The following is a 21,685-nucleotide window of genomic DNA, read 5'->3' on the forward strand; positions in this document are numbered from 1 at the left end:
GAGACTCAATCGGGGTTGGTGGTGAACAGCACCACCTGCCAGGGGCTGACCTGCACAGCCTGAGCGGAGCCCACCAGGCACAACGGCAATTCAGGGTCGAACCACTCACCGGCGGCCTGGATCACGAACAGGTGAGTGTCGTCACCCAGGCCATAGGCCACTTGCTCGCTGCGGCTCATCGGCTGATAAGCCAGGCCGTTCATGCGTTGCCGACTGAGGGTGGTGACATGGGGTTCGGAGGCGATCACGGCATGGCTCAACCAGTCCTGCGCATCCTGCTGGCCAGTGCCAGCGGGCATGCGCAGGCCGACCACCAGGCGCTGCCGACGCGCCTGAGCATCGGGCAAGCGAATGGCGAAACCTTGGGCGATGGCCTCGAACGGCAGGCAGCGATAGCCCACCCGTACCTTGTCCAGTGCCTGGTGCAGCCACTGGATGACCTCGTCGAAACCGCGCTTGAGTTCCAGATAATCCAAGGGGGCGAAGGGAGGAACGCCACTGGCCGCGTCGAGCGCGCACCAGGTACCGGCCATGCCGGCGAGCAAGCCATGCAGCGTCTGCGGGCTGGCCACGCGCGAATTCAGCGCGGCCTCCACCTCGGGCAGCCGCGCCCAGAGCGCGGACAGTTGCCGCCGCAGCTCCTCGATGTCATCGGCGTTACCGGCCTGTTCGGCCTGGCGCAAACGGCCGGCGAGAAACTGGCACTTTTCACGGCCACGGGCGCACAGCTCCGCGACCGCCTGCCCGAGCAAGGATTGCGGCAGCACCTGGGGCGCAGGTGGGGCGTATGGCTGGCGGACGAAACCGCCGGCCTCCTTGGCCACGCGCAACAGTGGCAGGCACACCGAATCGACCCGTTCGCTCTCGGTCACCAGGCGCAGGTGCGGCCGCCAGACCAGTATGGGTTCGGGGTATTCGCCACTGGCCAGATCCGGCACCGCATCGCCCACCACCGATTGCAGGCGCCCCTGTAGCGGCAACACCTGGCCGCTGCGGCCCAGTGGGTTGACTGCGAGGTAAACGGTCACCTGGGCATTGGCTGCCGCTGCAGCGGCAGGGCCGACATCCAGCTCCAGGGTGGTGCCACTGCCAGGCTGCAGGCTCACCGGCAGGCCATCGGGCAATATCGCTTCCAGGGCCTGGATGCGTACCAGGCCGGCACTGAGCGCGGCAGGGTCGATTTCCAGTTGGTTCACTCCCCAGAACCAGGGGTTGCCCGCCTGGGCGAAATGAGCCGCCAATACCTCGGCGCGCAGCGCCTGCAACTGGAAATGTTGCGGCAGCAACTGCATGCCCTCGTGCCAGCAGACTGCGTCCGGCAAAACCTTCATACCGCTCCCCTCGACATCCGCTGTTGGTCTGGCATTGCAGGTGTTCTAAACAGGCTGTTGAAAAACTACCTACGTTTTTCAACGGCCTGTTAACGGCTTCGTTCGCTCAGAAGACGCATTTCCCTGCTATCGAAACGCAGCCACACTCGGCCTGGCTCGTTCAGGCGCAAACGATGCGCGCCTGGAGTGTTATAGCCGGCGAATACCAAAAGTCCAGCCGCCTCCTGCCCAGAGAAAGGGAAGTCGCGCACCTCGCGAAATTGCCCCGGCACCAGCTCCTGGCTCCAGATTGAAAACTGCTGGCGGTAGTCTCGTCGGTACTGCTCGCGCTCGCTGAACCATTGCCGGGCGTTGACCCCGGAGAGCAGCTTGAACAGGTCGGCATCGGTAACCAGCACGAAGTCCACGGCGATGGGTGTGTCGTCGTTGGCGCCTTCGGCCACGTCCAGCACCAGACTGTCGAGCTTGATCTTCTCGCTACTGAAAAAAGAGCAGCCGATCAGCGTCAGGCTCATGACCGCAAAGAGAGAAATGCAGCGCAGGATCGAACGTCCCTGTGTCATGAAAGTCCACCGTTGATTTTGCATTTGCAAATTTATAGACCTGTTCTAGCGTCTATGAAAGTTCGTCGTGCAGATGAACCTGAAAGGATCGCCAGGGACAGGGTTGCCACCCGGTTAGACTGTCCAGCCGTGATCCAGCAAGGGAGTGCGAGCACGGAATCCGTCCGCTGCATGCGCTCCAGGTAACGTCCCGGAGCTCAACCGACATGGCCGAAAGTACGCAACACAAACTGGATCGCATCCGCCCGCCCCGCGTTCAGATCACCTACGACGTCGAGATCGGCAACGCCATCGAGAAGAAGGAACTGCCCCTCGTGGTCGGCATCCTCGCCGACCTTTCCGGCAAGCCGGAAACACCCCTGCCCAAGCTGCTGGAGCGCCGCTTCACGGAAATCGACCGTGACAACTTCAACGAGGTGCTGGCCTCCATCGAACCGCGCAGCACCTTGCAGGTGGAAAACACCATCAGCGGCGACGGCAGCAAGCTCAACGTCGAGCTGCGCTTCCGTCACTTCGACGACTTCGACCCGGTCAACATCGTCAAGCAGATCACCCCGCTGCGCCGCCTCTACGAAGCCCGCCAGCGCCTGCGCGACCTGCTCACCAAACTGGACGGCAACGACGATCTCGACCAGTTGCTGCAAGAGGTGGTGAGCAACACCGAAGGGCTGCAGGAGATCAAGTCGGCGCGCCCCGAAGACGAAGCGCCAGCCGCAGCCGCCGATGACGACGAAGCACCGGCCGAACCCCAGGCCTGACCCTTTTCTGACTTTCCGGAGATAGCGAAATGGCAACAGAAGCCGGTGCATCCAGCGAGAGCACGACCCAGACCCTGACCCTGCTCGACCGCATCATCGCCGAAGGCCGCATGGCCCATGACGAGAGCCAGCAGGACTACGCCCGCGACATGCTCGCGGAATTCGCCACCCAGGTGCTCGACGAAGGCATGGCCATCGACAAGGACACCGTGGCCATGATCAACGACCGCATCAGCCAGATCGACAAACTGATCAGCGACCAGCTCAACGAGGTGCTCCACCACCCCGACCTGCAGAAGCTGGAAGCCTCCTGGCGCGGCCTGCACATGCTGGTGGACCAGACCGAGACCAGCACCCGCCTGAAGCTGCGCCTGCTCAACGTCACCCAGAAGGAGCTGCAGACCGACCTGGAAAAAGCCGTCGAATTCGACCAGAGCGCGCTGTTCAAGAAGATCTACGAAGAGGAATACGGCACCTTCGGCGGCCATCCCTTCAGCCTGCTGGTGGGCGACTACAACTTCGGCCGTCACCCGCAGGACGTCGCCCTGCTGGAGAAACTCTCCAACGTCGCCGCCGCGGCCCACGCCCCCTTCATCGCTGCCGCCAGCCCCAAACTGTTTGACATGAACAGCTTTACCGAGCTGGCCGTGCCGCGCGACCTGAGCAAGATCTTCGAGAGCCTGGAGCTGATCAAGTGGCGCAGCTTCCGCGAGAGTGAAGACTCGCGCTACGTCTCCCTGGTGTTGCCGAACTTCCTCCTGCGCCTGCCCTACGGCCCGGACACCAAGCCGGTGGAAGGCATTGGCTACGTCGAAGACGTCAACGGCACCGACCACTCCAAGTACCTCTGGGGCAACGCCGCCTGGTTGATGGCCATTCGCATCACCACGGCCTTCGCCAAATACGGCTGGTGCGCGGCGATCCGTGGTGCCGAAGGCGGTGGCGCGGTGGAAGGCCTGCCGGCGCACACCTTCCGCACCCTGTCCGGCGACCTGTCGCTGAAGTGTCCGACCGAGGTGGCAATCACTGACCGCCGCGAGAAGGAGCTCAACGACCTCGGCTTCATCTCCCTGTGCCACAAGAAGAACACCGACATGGCCGTGTTCTTCGGCGGCCAGACCACCAACAAGGCCAAGCTCTACAACACCAACGAAGCCAACGCCAACGCGCGCATCTCGGCCATGCTGCCCTACGTGCTGGCGGCTTCGCGCTTCGCCCATTACCTCAAGGTGATCATGCGCGACAAGGTGGGCAGCTTCATGACCCGCGACAACGTGCAGACCTACCTCAACAACTGGATCTCGGACTACGTGCTGATCAACGACAACGCGCCGCAGGAGATCAAGGCCCAGTACCCGCTGCGCGAAGCCCGCGTGGACGTCTCGGAAGTCGCCGGCAAGCCGGGCGTCTACCGCGCCACGGTGTTCCTGCGCCCGCACTTCCAACTGGAAGAGCTGACCGCCTCGATCCGCCTGGTGGCCAGCCTGCCGCCACCCGTAGCCGCTTGACCCGACGCCTCCGCCGACACGCTCGGCGGGGGCCTCTCCCAATCATGCTTGACCCCGTTTCCAGACCCAGGAGTTATCCGCGATGGATGCCATCATTCTCGACCTCGGCGACGACATCAAAGGCGACAGCCTGCTCGAGGGCTACACCGACAAGATCGAACTGATGTCCTACAGCCACAACGTGGCGATGCAGGTCACCAACGACGTCAGCAACTCGGAGCGCACCTCCGGCAGACCGCACATCGGCGAGTTCACCGTCACCAAGTTCATCGACACCTCCACCCCCTCGCTCAACGAATACTGCTGCGCCGGCAAGCCCATCACCAAGGCCACCATCACCATTGGCCGCAACGCCTCCGAAAGCGACGGCAAGCTGCTGCCCTTCATCGTCTACACCCTCGACAACGTGGTGCTCTCCAACGTCAGCGTCAGCGGCGGTGCCGGTGGCAAGCCGGTGGAAACCCTGTCGCTGAACTTCACCAAGATCAAGTGGGAGCTCACCGCGCAGAAGGACGATGGCACCAAGGAAGGCACGGCGGCTTCCACCTGGGATCTGGCCGCCAACAAACTCGTCAAGTAAGGAAAACCAGACGTGCGTGCGCCCCTGTTCGAGCGCCTCTGCACCCAGGAGGACGAGGCGTCGCACTTCGACCGCGAGGCATTGGCCGAGTCCGTCCGCCAGGAGTTGCTACGTTTGCTCAACACCCGTCGCCCGCAACGCGCTGCCGGTCGAGCACTCACCCTGCTCGACTACGGCATCGCCGACTGGGCCGCCCTGCAGGCCTTGCGCGCCGATGATCGGCGCTTGCTGCTGCGCGAGGTGCGCGCCGCCGTGCAGCACTTCGAGCCGCGCCTGCAGCTCAGCGCGGTCGATGTCGAGGCCATGCCCGGGCAACCTCAGCGCCTGAACATCCGTCTGGCTGGCCATCTGCGCAGCGGCCAGGGTAGCTGGCCGGCAGTCTTTTTGCTGGCACCTGGCGAAGCCGGCATGGAGGTGCGCCATGAGCGACTCGATTGATGCCGAACTGCTCGACTACTACCAGCGCGAACTGACCTGGCTGCGCCACGCCGGCAGCGGTTTCGCGCGCCGCCATCCCAAGGTGGCCAGACGCCTGGAACTGGCACCGGGGGAATGCCCCGACCCACACGTCGAACGCCTGCTGGAAGGCTTCGCCCTGCTCACTGCACGGCTGCACCGGCGCCTCGACGACGACTACGCCGAGTTCAGCGATGCGCTGCTGGAGCAGCTCTACCCCCTGGCCCTGCGCCCCCTGCCGTCCTGCGCCATCGTGCAGTTCGAGCCGGACGCGACCCAGGGCAATCTCGCCGAAGGCTATAGCCTGCCCCGCGACACCCCCTTGTTCGTCACCACCCGCGATCAGGCCAGCGTGCACTGGCGCACCAGTGCCCAGGTGGAGCTATGGCCGCTGCGCATCCGCGAGGCCACCCTGCTCGATGGCGACGCGGCGGTGGCCTTCACCGGCCACCCGCTGGCCCGCTCTGCCCTGCGCCTGAGCCTGGAATGCCTGGGTGAATTCGACTGGGCGCAACTGCCGGTGCGCAGCCTGCGCGTGCACCTGGCCGCGTCGCCGATGACCAACGCCATCCTCTACGACCTGCTCGCCGCTCACTGCCTGGGGCTCTGGAGCGGTGCTCCCGGCCGGCCGCTGCAGCCAGTGAGCGCAATGCCCGCGCCGGTGGGTTTCGCTGACGGCCAGGCACTGCTGCCCGATGAGGATGGTCAGCATCCCGGCCTGCGCCTGCTGGCCGAGTACTTCGCATTCCCCGACAAGTTCGCCTTCTTCGACCTGCCATTGCTGCCACCGGCGCAAGGCGGTCGCATTTGCCAACTGGTGATCGCCTTTGACCGTGCCCCCGTGGGCCGACCGCACCTGCAGGCCAGCGAACTGCGCCTGGGCTGCACCCCGGCGATCAACCTGTTCCCGCGCACCTCCGAACCCCTGCGCCCGGACGGCAGCCGCAGCGAATACCGTCTGGTAGCCGATGCCCATCGCGAAAGCAGCGTGGAGATCTACAGCATCCGCAGCCTGCGCGCCGCCACGCCGCAGGGCGTGCGCCGAGTACCGGCCTATTACGGGCATGACCATGGCGACGCAGGCCTGTACTGGCATGCCCGCCGTGTGCAGGGCCTGAACCCCACGCGCCCCGGCAGCGACCTGTTGCTGAGCCTGGTGGACACCGCGTTCGACCCACTGCAGGACGCCCCCGAATACAGCCTGACCGCCGAGCTGCTGTGCACCAGCCGGCATCTGGCCGAGCAACTGCCCGCTGGCACCCGCCTGGGCTTCGAGCGCCCAGGCCCAGTAGCCCTGGTCAGCCTGCTGAGCACACCCAGTGTGCAGAGCCTGCCCCGGCTTTCCGGCCCCTCGCGCTGGCGCCTGGTCTCGCAACTGAGCCTCAACCACCTCTCGCTGGTGGAAGGCCCCGACGCCCTCGAAGCGCTGCGCGAAATGCTCCACCTGCACAACCTGCGTGACGAAGCCGGGCCAAGGCGCCAGGTGGAAGGCCTGCAGGAACTGACCTGCGAGCGCGTGGTGGCGCGGGTCGGTGAAGACGCCTGGCGCGGCTGGCGCAATGGCCTGGAAGTACGCATCCGCCTGGATGCGGAGCATTTCGCCGGCAGCAGCGCCGTGCTGTTTTCCGCCGTGCTGGCGCAATTCTTCTCCCTTTACGCCACGCCCAACCGCTTCGTGCGCACGGTACTGGTGGATCACGACAAGGAGGTACGGACATGGCAGCCCCAGGCCGGCAAGCCGCTGAACCTCTGAGCCAGCGTCTGCGCCAGAATCCTCAGGCCTTCGAGTTCCTCCAGGCCCTGTTGTTGCTGGAACGCGAGCGCCCCGAAGCCACGCCACTCGGCCAGGGCAGCAGCCCGGAGGCAGAGGCCGTGCGCCTGCGCGGCCCACTGACGCCAACGTTCGCCGCCAGCCAGGTAACGCGCCTGGAAGAACGCCCCGGCGAGTCACCCACCCTGAGCACCGCCGTGTTCGGCCTGGGCGGCCCCGATGGCCCGTTGCCTTACGCCTATCAGGAATGGCTGCAACAGCGCGCCCGCCTCAAGGATCATGCCCCGGCAGACTTCCTCGACCTGTTCCACAACCGCCTGCTCGCCCAGCTCTACCGGGTGCTCGGGCGGCATCGCCTGGCCCTGGGCTTTCAGCGCCCGGAACAGGCGCCTGCACGCCACCTGCTACTGGCGCTGAGCGGCCTTCTGCCACGCGGCCTGCAAGGGCGCATGGCCCTGCCGGACACCAGCATCACCACCCGCACTGCCCTGCTGCATGGCCCACGCCGTTCCCTGGCCGGCTTCGCCGTGCTGGTAAGGCATCAGTTCGGGGTGACTGTGGACTATGAGGCCTACCAGGGTGCCTGGCGCGAGATTCCACCGGCCAGCCGCAGCCGCCTGCAGCGCGGCGGGCGCAATCTCGGCCTGGGCCGCAACGCCGTCGCCGGCACCCGCGTCTGGGACGAGCACGCCGGTATCCGCCTGACCCTCGGCCCGCTAGCGGCGGAGCAGGCGCCGGCCTACCTGCCTGGCGGCGAACAGCATGAGCGCCTGGCGGATCTGGCCAGCCTCTATCTCGGCCCGGATACCGACTGCCATCTGCGCCTGCTGGTACGCCCCGGCAACCCCTTGCGCCTGGATCGCCAACAACCGCCGCGCCTGCGCTGGAGTGGCGGCCTGCAACGCGCGGGGGCGACCACCCTGCAACGCATCGACACCCGCCTGCGCCACAAGGAGATGCGCTGATGGAACTCGCCGGGCTGATCGGTCGCCTCAACGCAGACAGCCGCCGCGCCCTGGAACGCGCCGCGCAGCGCTGCCTGCAACGCAGCCATCACTACGTGGAGATCGAGCACCTGCTGCTGGAACTGCTCGACATCGAAGGCGGCGATTTCGCCTACCTGCTGCCGCGCTTCGGTCTGGAACGGGACAGCGTGGCCACCGAGATCAACCGCGCCCTGGAGCTGTTCAAGGCCGGCAGCACCCGTACCCCCGCCCTCTCCGCGCAGACCATCGGCCTGCTGGAAGACGCCGTGGTGCAAGCCAGCGTGCAGGGCCAGGCGAGCATTCGCTCCGGCCTGCTGCTGCTCGCCCTGCTCGACCGCGACGAGCGCCGCAGCCTGCTACTCAACAGCGCCTCCTCGTTGCTGCGCATCCCCCGCGAAGCCCTGCGCGCCAATCTGCTGGAATGGACACAAGCCTCCCGCGAGTACAGCGGTGGCCCTGGCCCGGCCGGCAAGGCCCGCCCCGCCCAGGAAGCCTCGCAGGACAGCGTGCTCGACCAGTACACCCAGGATCTCACCGCCGACGCCCGCGCCGGGCGCATCGACCCTATAGTCGGGCGTGACGGCGAGATCCGCCAGAGCATCGACATCCTCCTGCGTCGTCGGCAGAACAACCCGATCCTGGTGGGCGCGCCCGGTGTCGGCAAAACGGCCGTGGTCGAAGGCCTGGCCCTGCGCATCGCCGCCGGGGATGTGCCGCCGCCCTTGCAGAACGTCATCCTCCGTGTGCTCGATCTCGGCCTGCTGCAGGCCGGTGCCGGGGTCAAGGGCGAATTCGAGCAGCGCCTCAAAGGCGTGATCGATGCGGTACGAAGCAGCGAACAGCCGATCATCCTGTTCATCGACGAGGCCCACACCCTGATCGGCGCCGGTGGCAGCGAGGGCGGCAGCGACGCCGCCAACCTGCTCAAACCGGCCCTGGCCCGTGGCGAACTGCGTACCCTCGCCGCCACCACCTGGCTGGAATACAAGAAGTACTTCGAGAAGGATCCGGCCCTGGCCCGTCGCTTCCAACTGGTGCAGGTGGAAGAGCCCGATGAGGCCACCGCCGTGGAAATGCTGCGCGGCGTCGCCGCCAAGCTGGAGCAGCACCATGGCGTGCAGGTGCTTGATAGCGCCATTCAGGATGCGGTCAAACTCTCCCACCGCTACATCTCCGGCCGCCAGTTGCCGGACAAGGCCATCAGCGTGCTCGACACCGCCTGCGCCCGTGTCTCCCTCGGCCAGCACGACGTACCGCCACCGCTGGAAAGCCTGCGCCACCGCGAAGTAGCGGTGAGCGAAGAACTGCAACGCCTGCGCCGAGAACAGACCACCGGCCTCGACCACCGCGAACGCATCACCGCCCTGGAACAGGAATCCACCAGCAACCGCAGCGCCATTCGTGAACTGGAAACCCGCTGGGGCGAAGAACGCGAAGCCGTGCGCGAACTGCTGGAGGCCCGCCGCGAGCTGTTGGCCCTGAGCGAAAGCGCCGATACCCAGCAGCCCGACGAGGCCGTGGACGAACGCATCGACCATTTGGCCGCCGAACTGGCGCGCCTGGAGGCCGGCCTCGACGCCATCCGCCAGGACGACCCACTGGTGCCCGAACAGGTGGACTCACGCACCGTGGCCGCCGTGATTGCCGGCTGGACCGGCATCCCCATCGGCAAGATGCTTGCCGACGAAGCCTACGCCGTGCGCACCCTCGGCCAGCGCCTGGGGCAGCGGGTCATGGGCCAGGACAAATCCCTGGCCACCATCGCCCAACGCATCCAGGCCTACCGCGCCGGCCTGACCGACCCGGCCAAGCCGGTGGGCGTGTTCCTGCTGGTTGGCCCCACCGGCGTCGGCAAGACCGAGACCGCCTACGCCCTGGCCGACGCCCTCTACGGAGGCGAGCGCAACCTCATCAGCATCAACCTCTCCGAATACCAGGAAGCCCACACCGTCAGCCAGCTCAAGGGCGCCCCGCCCGGCTACGTCGGCTACGGCACTGGTGGCGTGCTCACCGAAGCCGTGCGCCGCCGCCCCTACTCCGTGGTGCTGCTGGACGAAATCGAAAAGGCCCACCCCGACGTGCTGGAAGCCTTCTACAACGTCTTCGACAAAGGCGTGATGGAAGACGGCACCGGCCTGGTGGTGGACTTCAAAAACACCGTGATGCTCGCCACCAGCAACGTCGGCGCCGAACTGGTGCTGGACACCCCCGTCGATCAGCTTGGCAGCGACGCCTTCAACGAACGCCTGCGCAAGGTGCTGCTACAAGCCTTCCGCCCCGCTTTCCTGGCCCGCATGACTGTCGTGCCCTACCGCCCGCTGCTTGAGGCCACGCTGGAAGGCATCGTCCTGGCCAAGCTGGAAAAACTGCGCGAACGCTACAAGGCCGCCACCGGCAAACAGTTCGACTTCGACCCCGCCATCGTCAGGGCCGTGCTTGCCAAGTGCAGCTCGGCGGGTGCGCGGGATATCGAGAATGTGCTGATGGCGCAGGTGACGGGAAAGTTGGCGGAGTGGGTGTTGGAGTGAGCGTTCTATTTTACGCTGCCGACTTATAACTTAAACGTCATTCAGAGATGTGAAAGCAAAGGGAAACCACTATGCCACTCCCAACCCAGCAAATATTTGACATTATAAAAAAGCAGATACAAGAAATGCAGGAGACACATGATAGCCTTCATAAACAAAATAGCCTCGGCCAATTGGCAGCCTCCGATAAAACAATGTACGACATGCTTGACCAGTGGGCCAGAAAAATAGGCGGAGTCTGCGCCGGGCACTCTTCTGAGTTCCAGCTCTACTATAAAAACAGATACCTTAAATATAGAGAAATAGTTCCTGGAAGCGGCATAGCCGATGTCGCCATCGGAACGACAGAAGGTTACGCCAAGGCAATTCAAAGCAAGTCAACCTTTCAAACCAGTCATGGGGTAATTGACGATCTAATAAGATCCGCCCTGAAGCAGTTGATGGGCGCTGGGAATGAGCATCCAAGAGACAACGATCGCTGCTATATCCATATAAAAATATGGGACACCGGCAATACCTGGCCTTTCACTAGCATCCCAAACAACTTGACTCTTCAAAAACTCGCAACCGAAGTCACATCCCGAGTGGCGCAAGTAATAAATAACGAAACTGACTTAGGCCTTCAGCAAACAACTTTGACGAGAAACATGCAACCCAAACCTAATTTGGCCAGCACATTCATAGCAAAATTCCCTGATCCACCTCCAACCGCGCTGCTCAGTAGACCACAAGGTCGACCACGAGCCACCCCAGAACTGTTAGACGGACAAACAAAGATACCGACCTTGGTGGTGAAAATAATTTGGCCCTATAGCTACATATGCGCAGATGGATGTTTGCAGGGAGTCACGCTTGTGGGCACTCGATCCAACGGTAAATTCATCTTCCAAGAAACAACTCGAAAAACTCAACTACTCCCTCCAATTAGTACAATTACTTACCAATGAACTTGAAAGCAAAAAACCGCCACGCCAAAAAAATCTAACCCCCGCTCCCACTCCAAGACCCGGCAATATAATGACAACGCAAGCAATGTATAACTTGGCAAAATAGATACTGATTCGAACGCCACCTAAAACTCTAAAAAACTGCAGAACCTATTCCATCAAGAAAGCAAAAGCAACAGACACGCCAGAGGATTGCGCAAAATGCTCAATGCGCTAGCCACAATCAGACAAAATAAAGATGCGTCATTCTATTTTGCCAGGACACACAAGCTCCATCACATCAATGAGAGCGGGCAAAAAACAGAAATCCCCGCTTTAAACATCAAGGGTGAAACCTCACCCATTATTCATCAAAGCCCTGACCTTAAGGTTGGCGGAATACAGTATTTCGGCGCATACGAAAAACAAAGCGGAAATTTTGTCTACATACCTGACTGGAACGAAGTTGAACGCCAGGCAAAAATTATAGACAACCTAACAACAGCACTTGCACGCAGTAACTATAGAGACATAATAGACAATCCTGCATGGCAAAACATATACAAACCCACAATCACATCAAGGCAAAAATGGAACTGGCAGACAAACTCAATAGAAACCTTGAATTCCAATGATCTTTATGCCTGCCGCCATTGCGGAATCATACTGGAAAGAGATCAAATAGAAATTGATCACCAGCGATCTAAAACCATAGGTAAAGAACAGCTCCCAGAGACAAGTCTTTGGGGTGCCACTTTAAAACTTTTCCGCTACGCAGGCCTAACTATAGATGGCGCAACCGGATACAAGGCACAAAAGCTCGGCCTACTTGGATTATCAAGCTCCCTATCAAATAAGTACCAACTAAATGAAAGCGGAATATTTATATTCTCACTCCTACTAAGCTCAAAATCAGATATTGAAATACAAAACGCAGCTGAAACATCCATTCCAAACCTGCGCCCTTTATGCGGCGGATGCAACAAGCGCGACGGCGAACCTCATACTGGCCTGCCATGGAATAAAAAATAGCCAAACAGAGTCTCAATAGAAAAATTCAATGTATTATTAACTTTTAATTTATTAATCATTCATCAACTAGCTGAATGGATTTTTCAATGCCCCGCCCCACCAATACCAGCCTCTCCCTCAGCGCTTCCGCCCTGACGGATCTTTACCCCCAGACGCTGTCAGGGGACGAGGCATTGAACGCGCTGGGCAGCCTGAGCCTCCAGGGCGACAGCGCCACCGCGCTGACCTTGAGCAGTGCCGTGGCCACGCATATCACCGCCACCCTGCACAACGACGCCAACCAGCGCCCCCTCGACGCCCTGGTCGCGGAGATTCGCCAGCTCCCCGCCGATGCCACTGCCGACCGCTATCAGGTGGTGCTGCGCCCCTGGCTCTGGTGGCTGACGTTGGCCAGCAACAATCGGGTGTTCCAGAACCTCTCCACCAGCGACATCGTCACCACCATCTTCAAGGCCCATGGCTTTACCGACTTCAAACTGTCGCTCAGTGGTAGCTACGAGCCGCGTGAGTATTGCGTGCAGTACGGGGAGACGGACTTCGCCTTCGTTTCGCGGTTGCTGGAGGAGGAAGGCATCTTCTGGTTCTTCACCCACGAGGACGGCAAGCACACGCTGGTGCTGGGCGACAGCAGTGATGCCTTCGTGCAGATTCCCAATGGGCCGAAGGTGCCCTACCTGGGCCAGGGCATCGGCGTGCGCGAGCTGCATGGCATCCGCTCGGCGCAGTACAGCGTACAGGCGGTGAGCGGGGTGTACAGCGCCACGGACTATGCCTTCACCACTCCCACCACGTCGCTCTACAGCAATGCCGAAGCCATGGCCGGGCCGCTGTCGATGTACGAGCATCCGGGCGGCTATATCGCCAAGGCGCGCGGCGATGCCTTGACCAAGCAGCGCGTGGACGGGCTGCGCAGCCAGGAGAAGCGCCTGATTGGCGAGAGCGACTGCCGCTGGCTGGTGCCCGGCCACTGGTTCACCCTCACCGGGCATGACGACGCCAGCCTCAATATCGACTGGGTGGTGACCGCAGTCACCCACGACGCCAGCCACGAGCACTACCGCAACCGCTTCGAGGCCATTCCCAAGGCCACCGCCTACCGCCCGCCCCGCCTCACGCCCAAGCCGCGCATGCACACCCAGACCGCGCAGGTGGTGGGCAAGGCTGGCGAGGAAATCTGGACCGACCAGTACGGCCGTATCAAGATCCAGTTCCCCTGGGATCGCGACGGCAAGAACGACGAAACCTCGTCCTGCTGGGTGCGCGTGGTGCTGCCCTGGAGCGGCAAGGGCTTCGGCATGCAGTTCATCCCGCGTATCGGCCAGGAAGTGATCGTCACCTTCATCGATGGCGACCCGGATCGCCCGCTGGTCACCGGCTGCGTCTACAACGGCGACAATACCCTGCCCTACGCCCTGCCGGACAACCAGACCCAGTCCGGCATCAAGACCAATTCCTCCAAGGGTGGCGGAGGCTTCAACGAGCTACGCTTCGAGGACAAGAAGGACGCCGAGGAAGTCTTCCTCCAGGCGCAGAAGGACATGAAGGTCAACGTGCTCAACGACAGCACCGCCACCATCGGCCACGACGAAACCCTCACGGTACAGAACGCCCGCACCCGCACGGTGAAGGAAGGCGACGAGACCATCACCCTGGAGAAGGGCAAGCGCACGGTGACCATCCAGACCGGCAGCGACAGCCTCGACGTGAAGGACAGCCGCACCGTCAGCGTCGGCGCCGACCAGACCCACAGCACCGGCGGCAACTACAGCCACAAGGTGAGCGGCAACTACGAACTGACCGTGGACGGCAACCTCACCATCAAGGTGACCGGTACCCTCACCCTGCAGAGCAGCGGAGACCTCACCGCCAAGAGCGACAAGAACCTCACCACCCAGGCCGGCATGGCCCTTACCGACAAGGCCGGCACTTCGCTCACCAACCAGGCGGGCACCTCCCTGGACAACAAGGCCGGCACCACCCTGACCAACGACGCCGGCGTCAGCCTCACCAACAAGGCCGCCGCCGAACAGACCGTGGATGGCGGCGGCATGCTGACCATCAAGGGCGGACTGGTAAAGGTCAACTGAGGCGCCCATGGCCAACGGCAATCTCGACCTCACCCGCGGCGACAGCCGCCTGCAGGGCAAATTGCAGGACGGCGCCCTCGACGGCCCGATACGCATCCAGGAAGCTGGCCGCCCGCAGGCCCAGCTCGGCTACGCCAATGGCGTGCTGCACGGCCCCAGCATCCTCTACCACCCCAACGGCCAGGTATCGGCACACCTGCCCTACGCCGACGGGCGCCTGCATGGCGTGGCCCAGTACTTCGCCGCCGAAGGCTGGCTGCAGCGCAAGGTCGCCTACCGCCAGGGCTTGATGCACGGTGAAGCCAGCAGCTACTACCCGGACGGCAGCCTGGCCGAGCAGGAACTGTATCGCGATGGTATGCGTGACGGTCTTTATCAGCGCTTCCATGACAACGGTCAGGTCGCGCATCGCAGCCGTTACCTCAACGGCAAACCGCTGGACGAAGGCCAGGGCTTCGCCGAGGACGGCCGCCCCCTGGACGCCGAGGGCAAACCCATCTCTCGGCTGCGCTGGTGGTGGCGGCGATGGAACGAATCGGCCGAAGCCTAGCGGAGCGCTGCAAACGAGCCTGAGCAGGGGCATGACCTCGGCAGTCATCGGTCTGGCACCGATCTGCACGGTGACGCCTGCCCGCTGCGCCGCTCATGGCGGCTCGGCACCGAGCCTGTCCCACATGGCGCGGGTCAGGCGCTGGCGGTTGGCGTAGCCGGCCCAGGGATCGTCGTCCAGCTTTGCCAGGCGTTGCGGCAGAGTGGCGAGCGTCCACTGCTGGGCGCTGCGCAGGCCATCCAGCTCGTCCCGGGCGATTGGCACCGACACCGGCAGGCCGGGCCGCGCGCGCACCGAATAGGCCGCTACCGTACTGGCACCACGGTCGTTGCGCAGGTAGTCGACGAAGATCTTGCCCACCCGGTTCTTCGGCCCCGAGGTCGCGGTGAAACGCTCCGGCAACTGCCGGGCCATGAACTGCGCCAAGGCCTTGGCGAAGCCCTTGACCCTGTCCCAGCCGGCGTGCCGGGCAAGCGGCACGATGATGTGCATGCCCTTGCCGCCACTGGTCTTGAGAAAGGCCTGCAGGCCCAGCTCATCGAGCACGGCCAGGGTCAGCCGGGTCGCCTCCAGCATGCTGCGCCACGGCAGCGCCGGGTCCGGGTCGAGATCCAGCACGAAGTGATCCGGTGTTTCGATGCGGTCGTGGGTGGCGCCCCAGCGGTGAAACTCGATGCAGCCCATCTGCGCGGCACCGACCAGCGCCGACACGCTGTCGATCTCCATCAACCGGGCATGGCCTGGGTCCAGCTTGGGGTCGAGGTGCTTGATGTTGGGGATCGCCAGGCGCTCGGCGTGCTTCTGGAAGAACTGTTCACCCCCTACCCCGTCCGGCGCCCGCACCAGCGACACCGGGCGGTTGCGCAGATAAGGCAGTAGCCACTCGGCGATATCCGCATAGAACTGGGCGAGCTGAAGTTTCGTGGTGCCGCTGTCCGGGTCGATCACCCGTTGCGGATGGCTGATCGGCACCCCCGCTACCAACGGCCTGGCGGATGCCTTGCGCGAACCTTCAGCCTTCGCTGTCGATTTCTCCGCTGCCGCTCCTGGCGTGCGCGGGTGCTCGCGAATGATCTGCGCCGCCGGCTTGTCACTGCGCAAAGCGATGAAGCTGGCCTGGCGCACGATGCCCTCACGGATCCATTCGGCGAACTCCACCTCACCGACCAGTTGCGGTTCGACCCAGCTCACACCACGGGCCTGGGCGGCGGTAAGTTTGCGGTCGAGTGGCGACTCGTCTCGCGCCAGTTTGCGCAACTGCTGGTGCTGGGCCTTGAGCGCGGCTTCGCCGAAGCCAGTGCCGACCCGCCCGGCATAGCGCAACCCATCCGCCTCGTTGACCGCCAGCAGCAACGCGCCAAAACCGCTGCGGCTGCCCTGCGGCTGGGTGTAGCCGACGATCACGAACTCCTGACGCAGCCGGCACTTGAGCTTGATCCAGTCGGCGCTGCGCCGCGACAGGTAGAAGCTGCCGGAGCGCTTGCCGATGACGCCTTCCAGCGACATGGCGCAGGCGCTCTCGATTATGTCCCGGTGATGGGCGCTGAAGGCCTCGGAAAAACGCAACGGGCTTCGCCGCGTGCTGCCCAATGCAGTCTTGAGTTTCGCGCGCCGAGTTTCCAGGGGCACCTCGCGCATGTCTTCGCCGTTGAGAAACGGCACATCGAACAGGTAGTAGATAAGGTCGTGGCTGCGGCCAATGTCGAAGGCGTTCTGCAGTTGCTGGAAGTCCGGCAGGCCCTGCTCGTTGAGGGCCACCACCTCACCGTCCAGCCAGCTATCGCTCAGGCCCAGCTTGGCCAGGGCCTTGGCCTGCTGCGGCAGACGCTCCGTCCAGTCGTGGCCATTGCGGGTGAACAGGCGCACCTCAGCGCCTTGCACCCGCGCCAGGATGCGGTAACCGTCGAACTTCACCTCGTACAGCCAATCGCCTTCCGGCGGGCGCTCGGCCAGGGTCGCCAGTTGTGGCGCCAGGCTGTCGGGAAATTCCACCGGCGTCTCGCGGCGCGGCGCCGGCTTGGCGGCCGTCTTGCGCCTGGCCGCCTTGCTCGGGCCACCAACCAGTGCCCCGCTGATCACGCTCTGCGGCTGCGCCTCGACGATGTCGTACTCGTCGCTGGGGCGCGCCGTGTCGTCGCGCTCCTTGATCAGCAGCCACTGTTCCTTGTCGCCACTGCCGCGCAGGCGCGTGCGCACCAGGGCCCAGTCCCCGGTCAGCTTCTCGCCCACCAGGGTGAACTTGAGCTTGCCGGCACGGTAGGCGGCCGCTGGGTCGCCCTGGGGCTGCCAGATGCCATGATCCCAGACGATCACGTCGCCCGCGCCGTAGTTGCCTTCGGCGATGCTGCCCTCGAAGCTGGCGTAATCCAGCGGGTGGTCTTCGACGTGTACCGCCAGGCGCTTTTGCGTGGGATCCAGGCTCGGCCCCTTGGGTACCGCCCAGCTCTTCAGGGTGCCGTCCAGCTCCAGGCGAAAGTCGTAGTGCAGGCGGCGCGCATCGTGCTTCTGCACCACGAAGCGCAGCGCACCGGCCTTGCTGCGGCGCTTGCGCGGTTGCTCGCGGGGCTCGCTGGTCTGCTCGAAATTGCGTTTGCGGTTGTATTCGCTCTGCGCTCTGGCCATGGTCGGTATCCCGGCTTATTTGCGTGCAGTCTTGGGGCTCTTGCGTGGCGCGCTCGCCTTGGATTTGGCTTTCGCCTTGCTCTCGGGCTTGCCGCCGAGGCTGCGCTTGAGCAGCTCGGTCAGGTCGATGACATCGGCACTGCGCCGGGTCTCCTCGCCTTCGACCTGCTCGACGTTCTCGATCTTGCCCGCCTTGGCCTTCTTCTCCACCAGCGCCATGATGCGATCCTGGAAGCTGTCCTGATACTCGTCCGGCTGCCAGTCGGCGCTCATGTCCTTGATCAGGCGCTTGGCCATGTCCAGTTCGCTCTTGGTCAGCTTGGGCTTGGTCACCGCCTCGTCCAGCTCCAGCGTCTCCAGCCCGCGCACTTCGCTGGGCCAGCGCAGGATCACCAGCACCATGGCCGACTCGATCGGCATCAGCGCCGCCAGGTGCTGGCGCGTGTGCAGCACCACGCGCGCCAGAGCCACCTTGTCGGTACTGCTCAGCGCCTCACGCAGCAACGCATAGACCTTCTCGCCACGGCGATCCGGGGCCAGGTAATAGGGCTTGTCGATGTGCTGCAGGGGGATCTGCGCGCTGTCGACGAAGGCGAAGATATCGATGGTCTGCGTCGACTTGGGGTGCGCTTCGCGAATCTCTTCTTCGCTGAGCACCACGTAGCGGCCTTTCTCGTAGGCCACGCCCTTGACGATGTTCTCCTTGCTCACTTCCTTGCCGGTGGCCTTGTTCACCCGCTTGTAGCCGACCGGATCCATGCTGCGCTTGTCCAGCCAGTCGAAGTCCACCCCCTGGGTCGAAGTGGCGGTCACCAGTGCAACCGGGATATGCACCAGGCCGAAGCTGATGGCCCCCTTCCAGATGGCTCTAGGCATGACGCAGGCCTCCGTATCGAGCATGGCCGGCGCACAGGGTTGGCGCCTTTGAAATCTCAACGCTCATCGGCCCTCCTCTTCCCGGCATGGCCATCGGGCCTTACTTGCTGTGCTCCGGCGAGGACGGCGGTGGGTTCATCCCGCGAGGCCCGAACAACGCCCACAGGCCCAGGCCCAGCACCGGCATAACGGCGATCAGCAGCGACCAAAGTGCCTTGGCCTCCACGCCCTTGTCGCTGCGGTAGACGCTGACGATGGCCCACAGATCGAGCAGGATGATGATCACGCCGAGCGCAATGAATAGCAGGCTGATTTCACCGGGCATTTGGAAATTCCTCCGCGCTGACTCATAGAGTTGTGGCCGCATCCGCGGCCTGCGGTTCAGAAAAAATTGACTCGAATGACCGCCACCTCGCGCCTCTCCAATGCCCCATACGAGTTGCGAGGTAACGCCCATGGCCTTTTCCGCCCTGCACCACCCGCGCTGCCCACGCCTGCCGGAGGTGGCGCCATGAGCGATGTGCGTATCGGCATTTCCGGCTGGCGCTACGCGCCCTGGCGCGGCGACTTCTACCCCAAGGGCCTGGTGCAGCGCCGCGAGCTGGAATTCGCCTCCCGCGCAGTTGGCAGCATCGAGATCAACGGCTCGTTCTACGGCCTGCAAACGCCCGAGCGCTACCGCAAATGGGCAGCGCAAACGCCAGAGGACTTCGTCTTCAGCGTCAAGGCGCCACGCTTCATCACCCACGTGCGCCGGCTGGTGGACATCGACGAGCCACTGGCCAACTTCTTCGCCTCCGGGTTGCTGGGCATGAAGGAGAAACTCGGCCCGATCCTCTGGCAGTTTCCGCCCAGCTTTCGCTTCGACGAACGCCTCTTCGCCGACTTTCTCGCCAAGCTGCCGGCAGACACCGATCAGGCGCGCAGCCTGGCCCGCCATGCCTCCGCCCGCCTGCACGTGGCGGGCTACCTGGATGCCGCGGCGGATCGCCCGCTGCGCCATGCCGTGGAAATTCGCAATGCCAGCTTCCGCGACCCGGCCTTCATCGAGCTGCTGCGCCAACGTGGCGTCGCCCTGGTGGTGGCGGACACCGCAGGCAAATGGCCCTACGCCGAAGACATCACCGCCGATTTTCTCTACCTGCGCCTGCATGGCGATGCCGAACTCTATGTCAGCGGCTATTCGCCCGAAGCCCTGCAGCATTGGCAGCAGCGCATCGAAATCTGGGCCGCCGGAGGCCAGCCCGGCGACGCCTGCCTGATCGATACATCACACCCACCCTGCCGAATGCCACGGGATGTCTACTGCTATTTCGACAACGACGTGAAGGTGCGGGCGCCCTATGACGCCCGTGCCCTGCGGGAACTGTTGGAGCGAAGTTGATGGTCGATTGTTTCAGCGGACTGTTGCAGGCGCAAAAGAGCAACAGAGCGAGCACTCACTATCTACAGAATCAAATATGCTATATTTTACTCTGCAGATTAAAGAGGGCTTCCCATGACCGCTACCGCCATCCAGCTTCAGGACTTCTCGAAAAGCCAGTGCGCCGCCGGTTTGCGCGCTGCGCTGAACATTCTCGACAAGTGGAAGGCCTCTCCCGAACAGGCCTGCCGAGTGCTGCGTATTTCCCGCAGCACCTACACCCGCGCCAGTCAGCAGGATGCTTCCTGGACAGTGAGCCTGGACGCCGACCAGATGCAGCGCGTCAGCCTGGTGTTGAATATCCATGCGGCACTGCGCGTGGTTTTCGACAACCCCGACAACGTCTACGGCTTTGCTCTGATGAAAAACCACAATGAGTTCTTCAACGGCCGCGCGCCGCTGGAAGTCATGGCACAAGGGGACATGATCTCGCTGTACGAAACGTTCCGGCGCATCGACACCCTGCGAGGTGCCCAGTGGTAATGCTCAGCGACCTCCCGCTGCTGGAAGATCACCCTGTACAAGCCTACCGCCTGGTCAACTCCAAGTTTCCGCCCATCGCCCTGTTCGATGACGTCGCCGATGCAGAGGACTTCGACGCCCTCTATCAGATCCAGGCGCTGACCAATCCACGATTGCAGAACGAAATTGGTCGCCTGGAGCTGATCCCGCGCGATCAGATTCCCTTCGGCATCGCGGGCTGCTCCTATGCGACGGCCCCCTTCACTCATGTCAACCCGGGCGGTTCGCGCTTCAGCAACGGCAGCTTCGGCGTGCTGTACCTGGCGGACAGCATGGATACCGCGATTGCCGAGGTGTGCTACCACCAGCAGTGCTATTGGTCGAAGGTTCCGGAACTCAACTATGAGCGCTTCGTGTTCAGAGGGCTGACCGCCAGCTTCAGCGAAGCGGGGTTGAGAGACGCCACGGTCATGCCGCTTTCAGACCCCATCTATGCCCCGGACGACTACACCCACTCGCACCGGCTGGGCGCGGAGCTCAAAGGAGCAGGATGCTCAGGCCTGCGTTATCACTCGGTTCGCGCTGCCGGCCACATCTGCTGGGCACTGATGACGCCGCGCCCCGTGACCTCGATCATCCAGAGCGCACACTATGAAATGATCTGGAGCGGGCAAGTGGTCAGCGTCAATCAGATCACCACATTGCTGGCGACCTAGCCCGGCCCGCCCGTGATCTGCTAGGGAATCAGCATCTGCATCTGGCCCGGCATCACCACTTTGATCACCCCGGCCCAGTTGCACATCAAGGTGCAGTTGGAGTCCAGCGAAGGCATATTGCCCAGCAGCATGGTCGGCGCACCGGGTATCCAGGGCGTGGCCGTGGCCGGGATGCACGGCATGGGCGTCAACACCCCCAGTGCTGCAGCGGTAGCTGCCGCCACCATTGGGTTAGCCATGCTCATGCACATGCCAAAGGGCATGATATTCACCAGCGGGATGTGATCCATGATATTCGCCGCCGGCATGCCGCCTGTGAGCGTGCGATTGGTCGGCAACACGTTCAACATGCTCGGCGCAGCGCCAAAACTGCACTGCAACGTCGCACCACTGCACACCTGCGGACAACCCATCACATGCTCCAAACCAGTCTTTGATGGGAAAGAAGCTTAGAAGAAAAATTGGTTGGTGGTGGATGAGGCTGCTTTCGGCAAAAGGCGGATATAAACA

At 63.3% G+C, this 21,685-nt stretch carries 20 protein-coding genes; 14 read left to right on the plus strand and 6 right to left on the minus strand.

Features of this window, described 5'->3' with window-relative positions; genetic code table 11:
• Positions 1–5: 5 nt before the first annotated feature.
• Positions 6–1,331: a type VI secretion system baseplate subunit TssK gene (tssK, locus tag ACSVIK_RS03350; protein ID WP_442442963.1), complete on the minus strand. Its 1,326-nt coding sequence runs from the start codon at positions 1,329–1,331 to the stop codon at positions 6–8.
• A gap of 89 nt (positions 1,332–1,420) precedes the next feature.
• Complete coding sequence (locus tag ACSVIK_RS03355) at positions 1,421–1,894, minus strand: type VI secretion protein (protein WP_442442964.1); 474 nt, start codon at positions 1,892–1,894, stop codon at positions 1,421–1,423.
• 206 nt (positions 1,895–2,100) lie between these two features.
• On the opposite strand from ACSVIK_RS03355, the gene tssB reads away from it, so the two are divergent.
• The 11 genes from tssB (at position 2,101) to ACSVIK_RS03410 (ending at position 15,076) form a co-directional block, all read left to right on the plus strand.
• Complete coding sequence (gene tssB, locus ACSVIK_RS03360) at positions 2,101–2,652, plus strand: type VI secretion system contractile sheath small subunit (protein WP_442442965.1); 552 nt, start codon at positions 2,101–2,103, stop codon at positions 2,650–2,652.
• Between the two features lie 29 nt (positions 2,653–2,681).
• Positions 2,682–4,160, plus strand: coding sequence for a type VI secretion system contractile sheath large subunit (gene tssC / locus ACSVIK_RS03365; RefSeq protein ID WP_442442966.1), 1,479 nt, complete (start codon positions 2,682–2,684; stop codon positions 4,158–4,160).
• 82 nt (positions 4,161–4,242) lie between these two features.
• The gene (locus ACSVIK_RS03370; RefSeq protein ID WP_442442967.1) at positions 4,243–4,740 is read left to right on the plus strand and encodes an Hcp family type VI secretion system effector; all 498 of its coding nucleotides are present in this window, start codon (positions 4,243–4,245) and stop codon (positions 4,738–4,740) included.
• Between the two features lie 12 nt (positions 4,741–4,752).
• Complete coding sequence (tssE, locus tag ACSVIK_RS03375) at positions 4,753–5,178, plus strand: type VI secretion system baseplate subunit TssE (RefSeq protein ID WP_442442968.1); 426 nt, start codon at positions 4,753–4,755, stop codon at positions 5,176–5,178.
• Positions 5,162–6,949, plus strand: coding sequence for a type VI secretion system baseplate subunit TssF (gene tssF, locus ACSVIK_RS03380; protein ID WP_442442969.1), 1,788 nt, complete (start codon positions 5,162–5,164; stop codon positions 6,947–6,949). Before tssE ends, tssF begins: the two co-directional genes overlap by 17 nt.
• Positions 6,913–7,932 (plus strand): type VI secretion system baseplate subunit TssG, encoded by a 1,020-nt coding sequence (tssG, locus tag ACSVIK_RS03385; protein ID WP_442442970.1) that lies wholly within the window; start codon positions 6,913–6,915, stop codon positions 7,930–7,932. The genes tssF and tssG overlap by 37 nt, the downstream gene beginning before the upstream one ends.
• Positions 7,932–10,481 carry a type VI secretion system ATPase TssH gene (gene tssH / locus ACSVIK_RS03390; protein WP_442442971.1) on the plus strand — a complete coding sequence of 850 codons (2,550 nt, stop codon included), beginning with the start codon at positions 7,932–7,934 and terminating at the stop codon, positions 10,479–10,481. Before tssG ends, tssH begins: the two co-directional genes overlap by 1 nt.
• A gap of 71 nt (positions 10,482–10,552) precedes the next feature.
• Positions 10,553–11,428, plus strand: a complete 876-nt coding sequence (locus tag ACSVIK_RS03395; protein WP_442442972.1) for a hypothetical protein — start codon at positions 10,553–10,555, stop codon at positions 11,426–11,428.
• A 201-nt stretch (positions 11,429–11,629) separates the two neighbouring features.
• Complete coding sequence (locus ACSVIK_RS03400; protein WP_442442973.1) at positions 11,630–12,439, plus strand: hypothetical protein; 810 nt, start codon at positions 11,630–11,632, stop codon at positions 12,437–12,439.
• Between the two features lie 86 nt (positions 12,440–12,525).
• Positions 12,526–14,526: a type VI secretion system tip protein TssI/VgrG gene (tssI, locus tag ACSVIK_RS03405; protein WP_442442974.1), complete on the plus strand. Its 2,001-nt coding sequence runs from the start codon at positions 12,526–12,528 to the stop codon at positions 14,524–14,526.
• Between the two features lie 7 nt (positions 14,527–14,533).
• Positions 14,534–15,076 (plus strand): toxin-antitoxin system YwqK family antitoxin, encoded by a 543-nt coding sequence (locus ACSVIK_RS03410; RefSeq protein ID WP_442442975.1) that lies wholly within the window; start codon positions 14,534–14,536, stop codon positions 15,074–15,076.
• A gap of 93 nt (positions 15,077–15,169) precedes the next feature.
• Here ACSVIK_RS03410 and ligD read toward each other — a convergent pair whose 3' ends face one another.
• The 3 genes from ligD to ACSVIK_RS03425 all read right to left on the minus strand — a co-directional run bounded on the left by ligD (position 15,170) and on the right by ACSVIK_RS03425 (position 18,899).
• The gene (gene ligD / locus ACSVIK_RS03415; protein ID WP_442442976.1) at positions 15,170–17,698 is read right to left on the minus strand and encodes a DNA ligase D; all 2,529 of its coding nucleotides are present in this window, start codon (positions 17,696–17,698) and stop codon (positions 15,170–15,172) included.
• A 15-nt stretch (positions 17,699–17,713) separates the two neighbouring features.
• Entirely contained in the window at positions 17,714–18,574 is an 861-nt protein-coding gene (gene ku / locus ACSVIK_RS03420; protein ID WP_442442977.1) for a non-homologous end joining protein Ku, read from the minus strand.
• 100 nt (positions 18,575–18,674) lie between these two features.
• Positions 18,675–18,899 carry a PLD nuclease N-terminal domain-containing protein gene (locus ACSVIK_RS03425; protein WP_442442978.1) on the minus strand — a complete coding sequence of 75 codons (225 nt, stop codon included), beginning with the start codon at positions 18,897–18,899 and terminating at the stop codon, positions 18,675–18,677.
• Positions 18,900–19,085: 186 nt separating this feature from the next.
• On the opposite strand from ACSVIK_RS03425, the gene ACSVIK_RS03430 reads away from it, so the two are divergent.
• From ACSVIK_RS03430 to ACSVIK_RS03440, 3 genes are all read left to right on the plus strand, one after another.
• Positions 19,086–19,958 (plus strand): DUF72 domain-containing protein, encoded by an 873-nt coding sequence (locus ACSVIK_RS03430; protein WP_442442979.1) that lies wholly within the window; start codon positions 19,086–19,088, stop codon positions 19,956–19,958.
• Positions 19,959–20,072: 114 nt separating this feature from the next.
• Complete coding sequence (locus tag ACSVIK_RS03435) at positions 20,073–20,480, plus strand: antitoxin Xre-like helix-turn-helix domain-containing protein (RefSeq protein ID WP_268183921.1); 408 nt, start codon at positions 20,073–20,075, stop codon at positions 20,478–20,480.
• Positions 20,480–21,175, plus strand: a complete 696-nt coding sequence (locus tag ACSVIK_RS03440; protein WP_442442980.1) for an RES family NAD+ phosphorylase — start codon at positions 20,480–20,482, stop codon at positions 21,173–21,175. The genes ACSVIK_RS03435 and ACSVIK_RS03440 overlap by 1 nt, the downstream gene beginning before the upstream one ends.
• A 20-nt stretch (positions 21,176–21,195) precedes the next feature.
• Here ACSVIK_RS03440 and ACSVIK_RS03445 read toward each other — a convergent pair whose 3' ends face one another.
• Entirely contained in the window at positions 21,196–21,588 is a 393-nt protein-coding gene (locus ACSVIK_RS03445; protein WP_442442981.1) for a DUF4280 domain-containing protein, read from the minus strand.
• Positions 21,589–21,685 lie beyond the last annotated feature (97 nt).

This window comes from Pseudomonas sp. NCHU5216, assembly GCF_052156495.1.
Lineage (GTDB): Bacteria > Pseudomonadota > Gammaproteobacteria > Pseudomonadales > Pseudomonadaceae > Aquipseudomonas.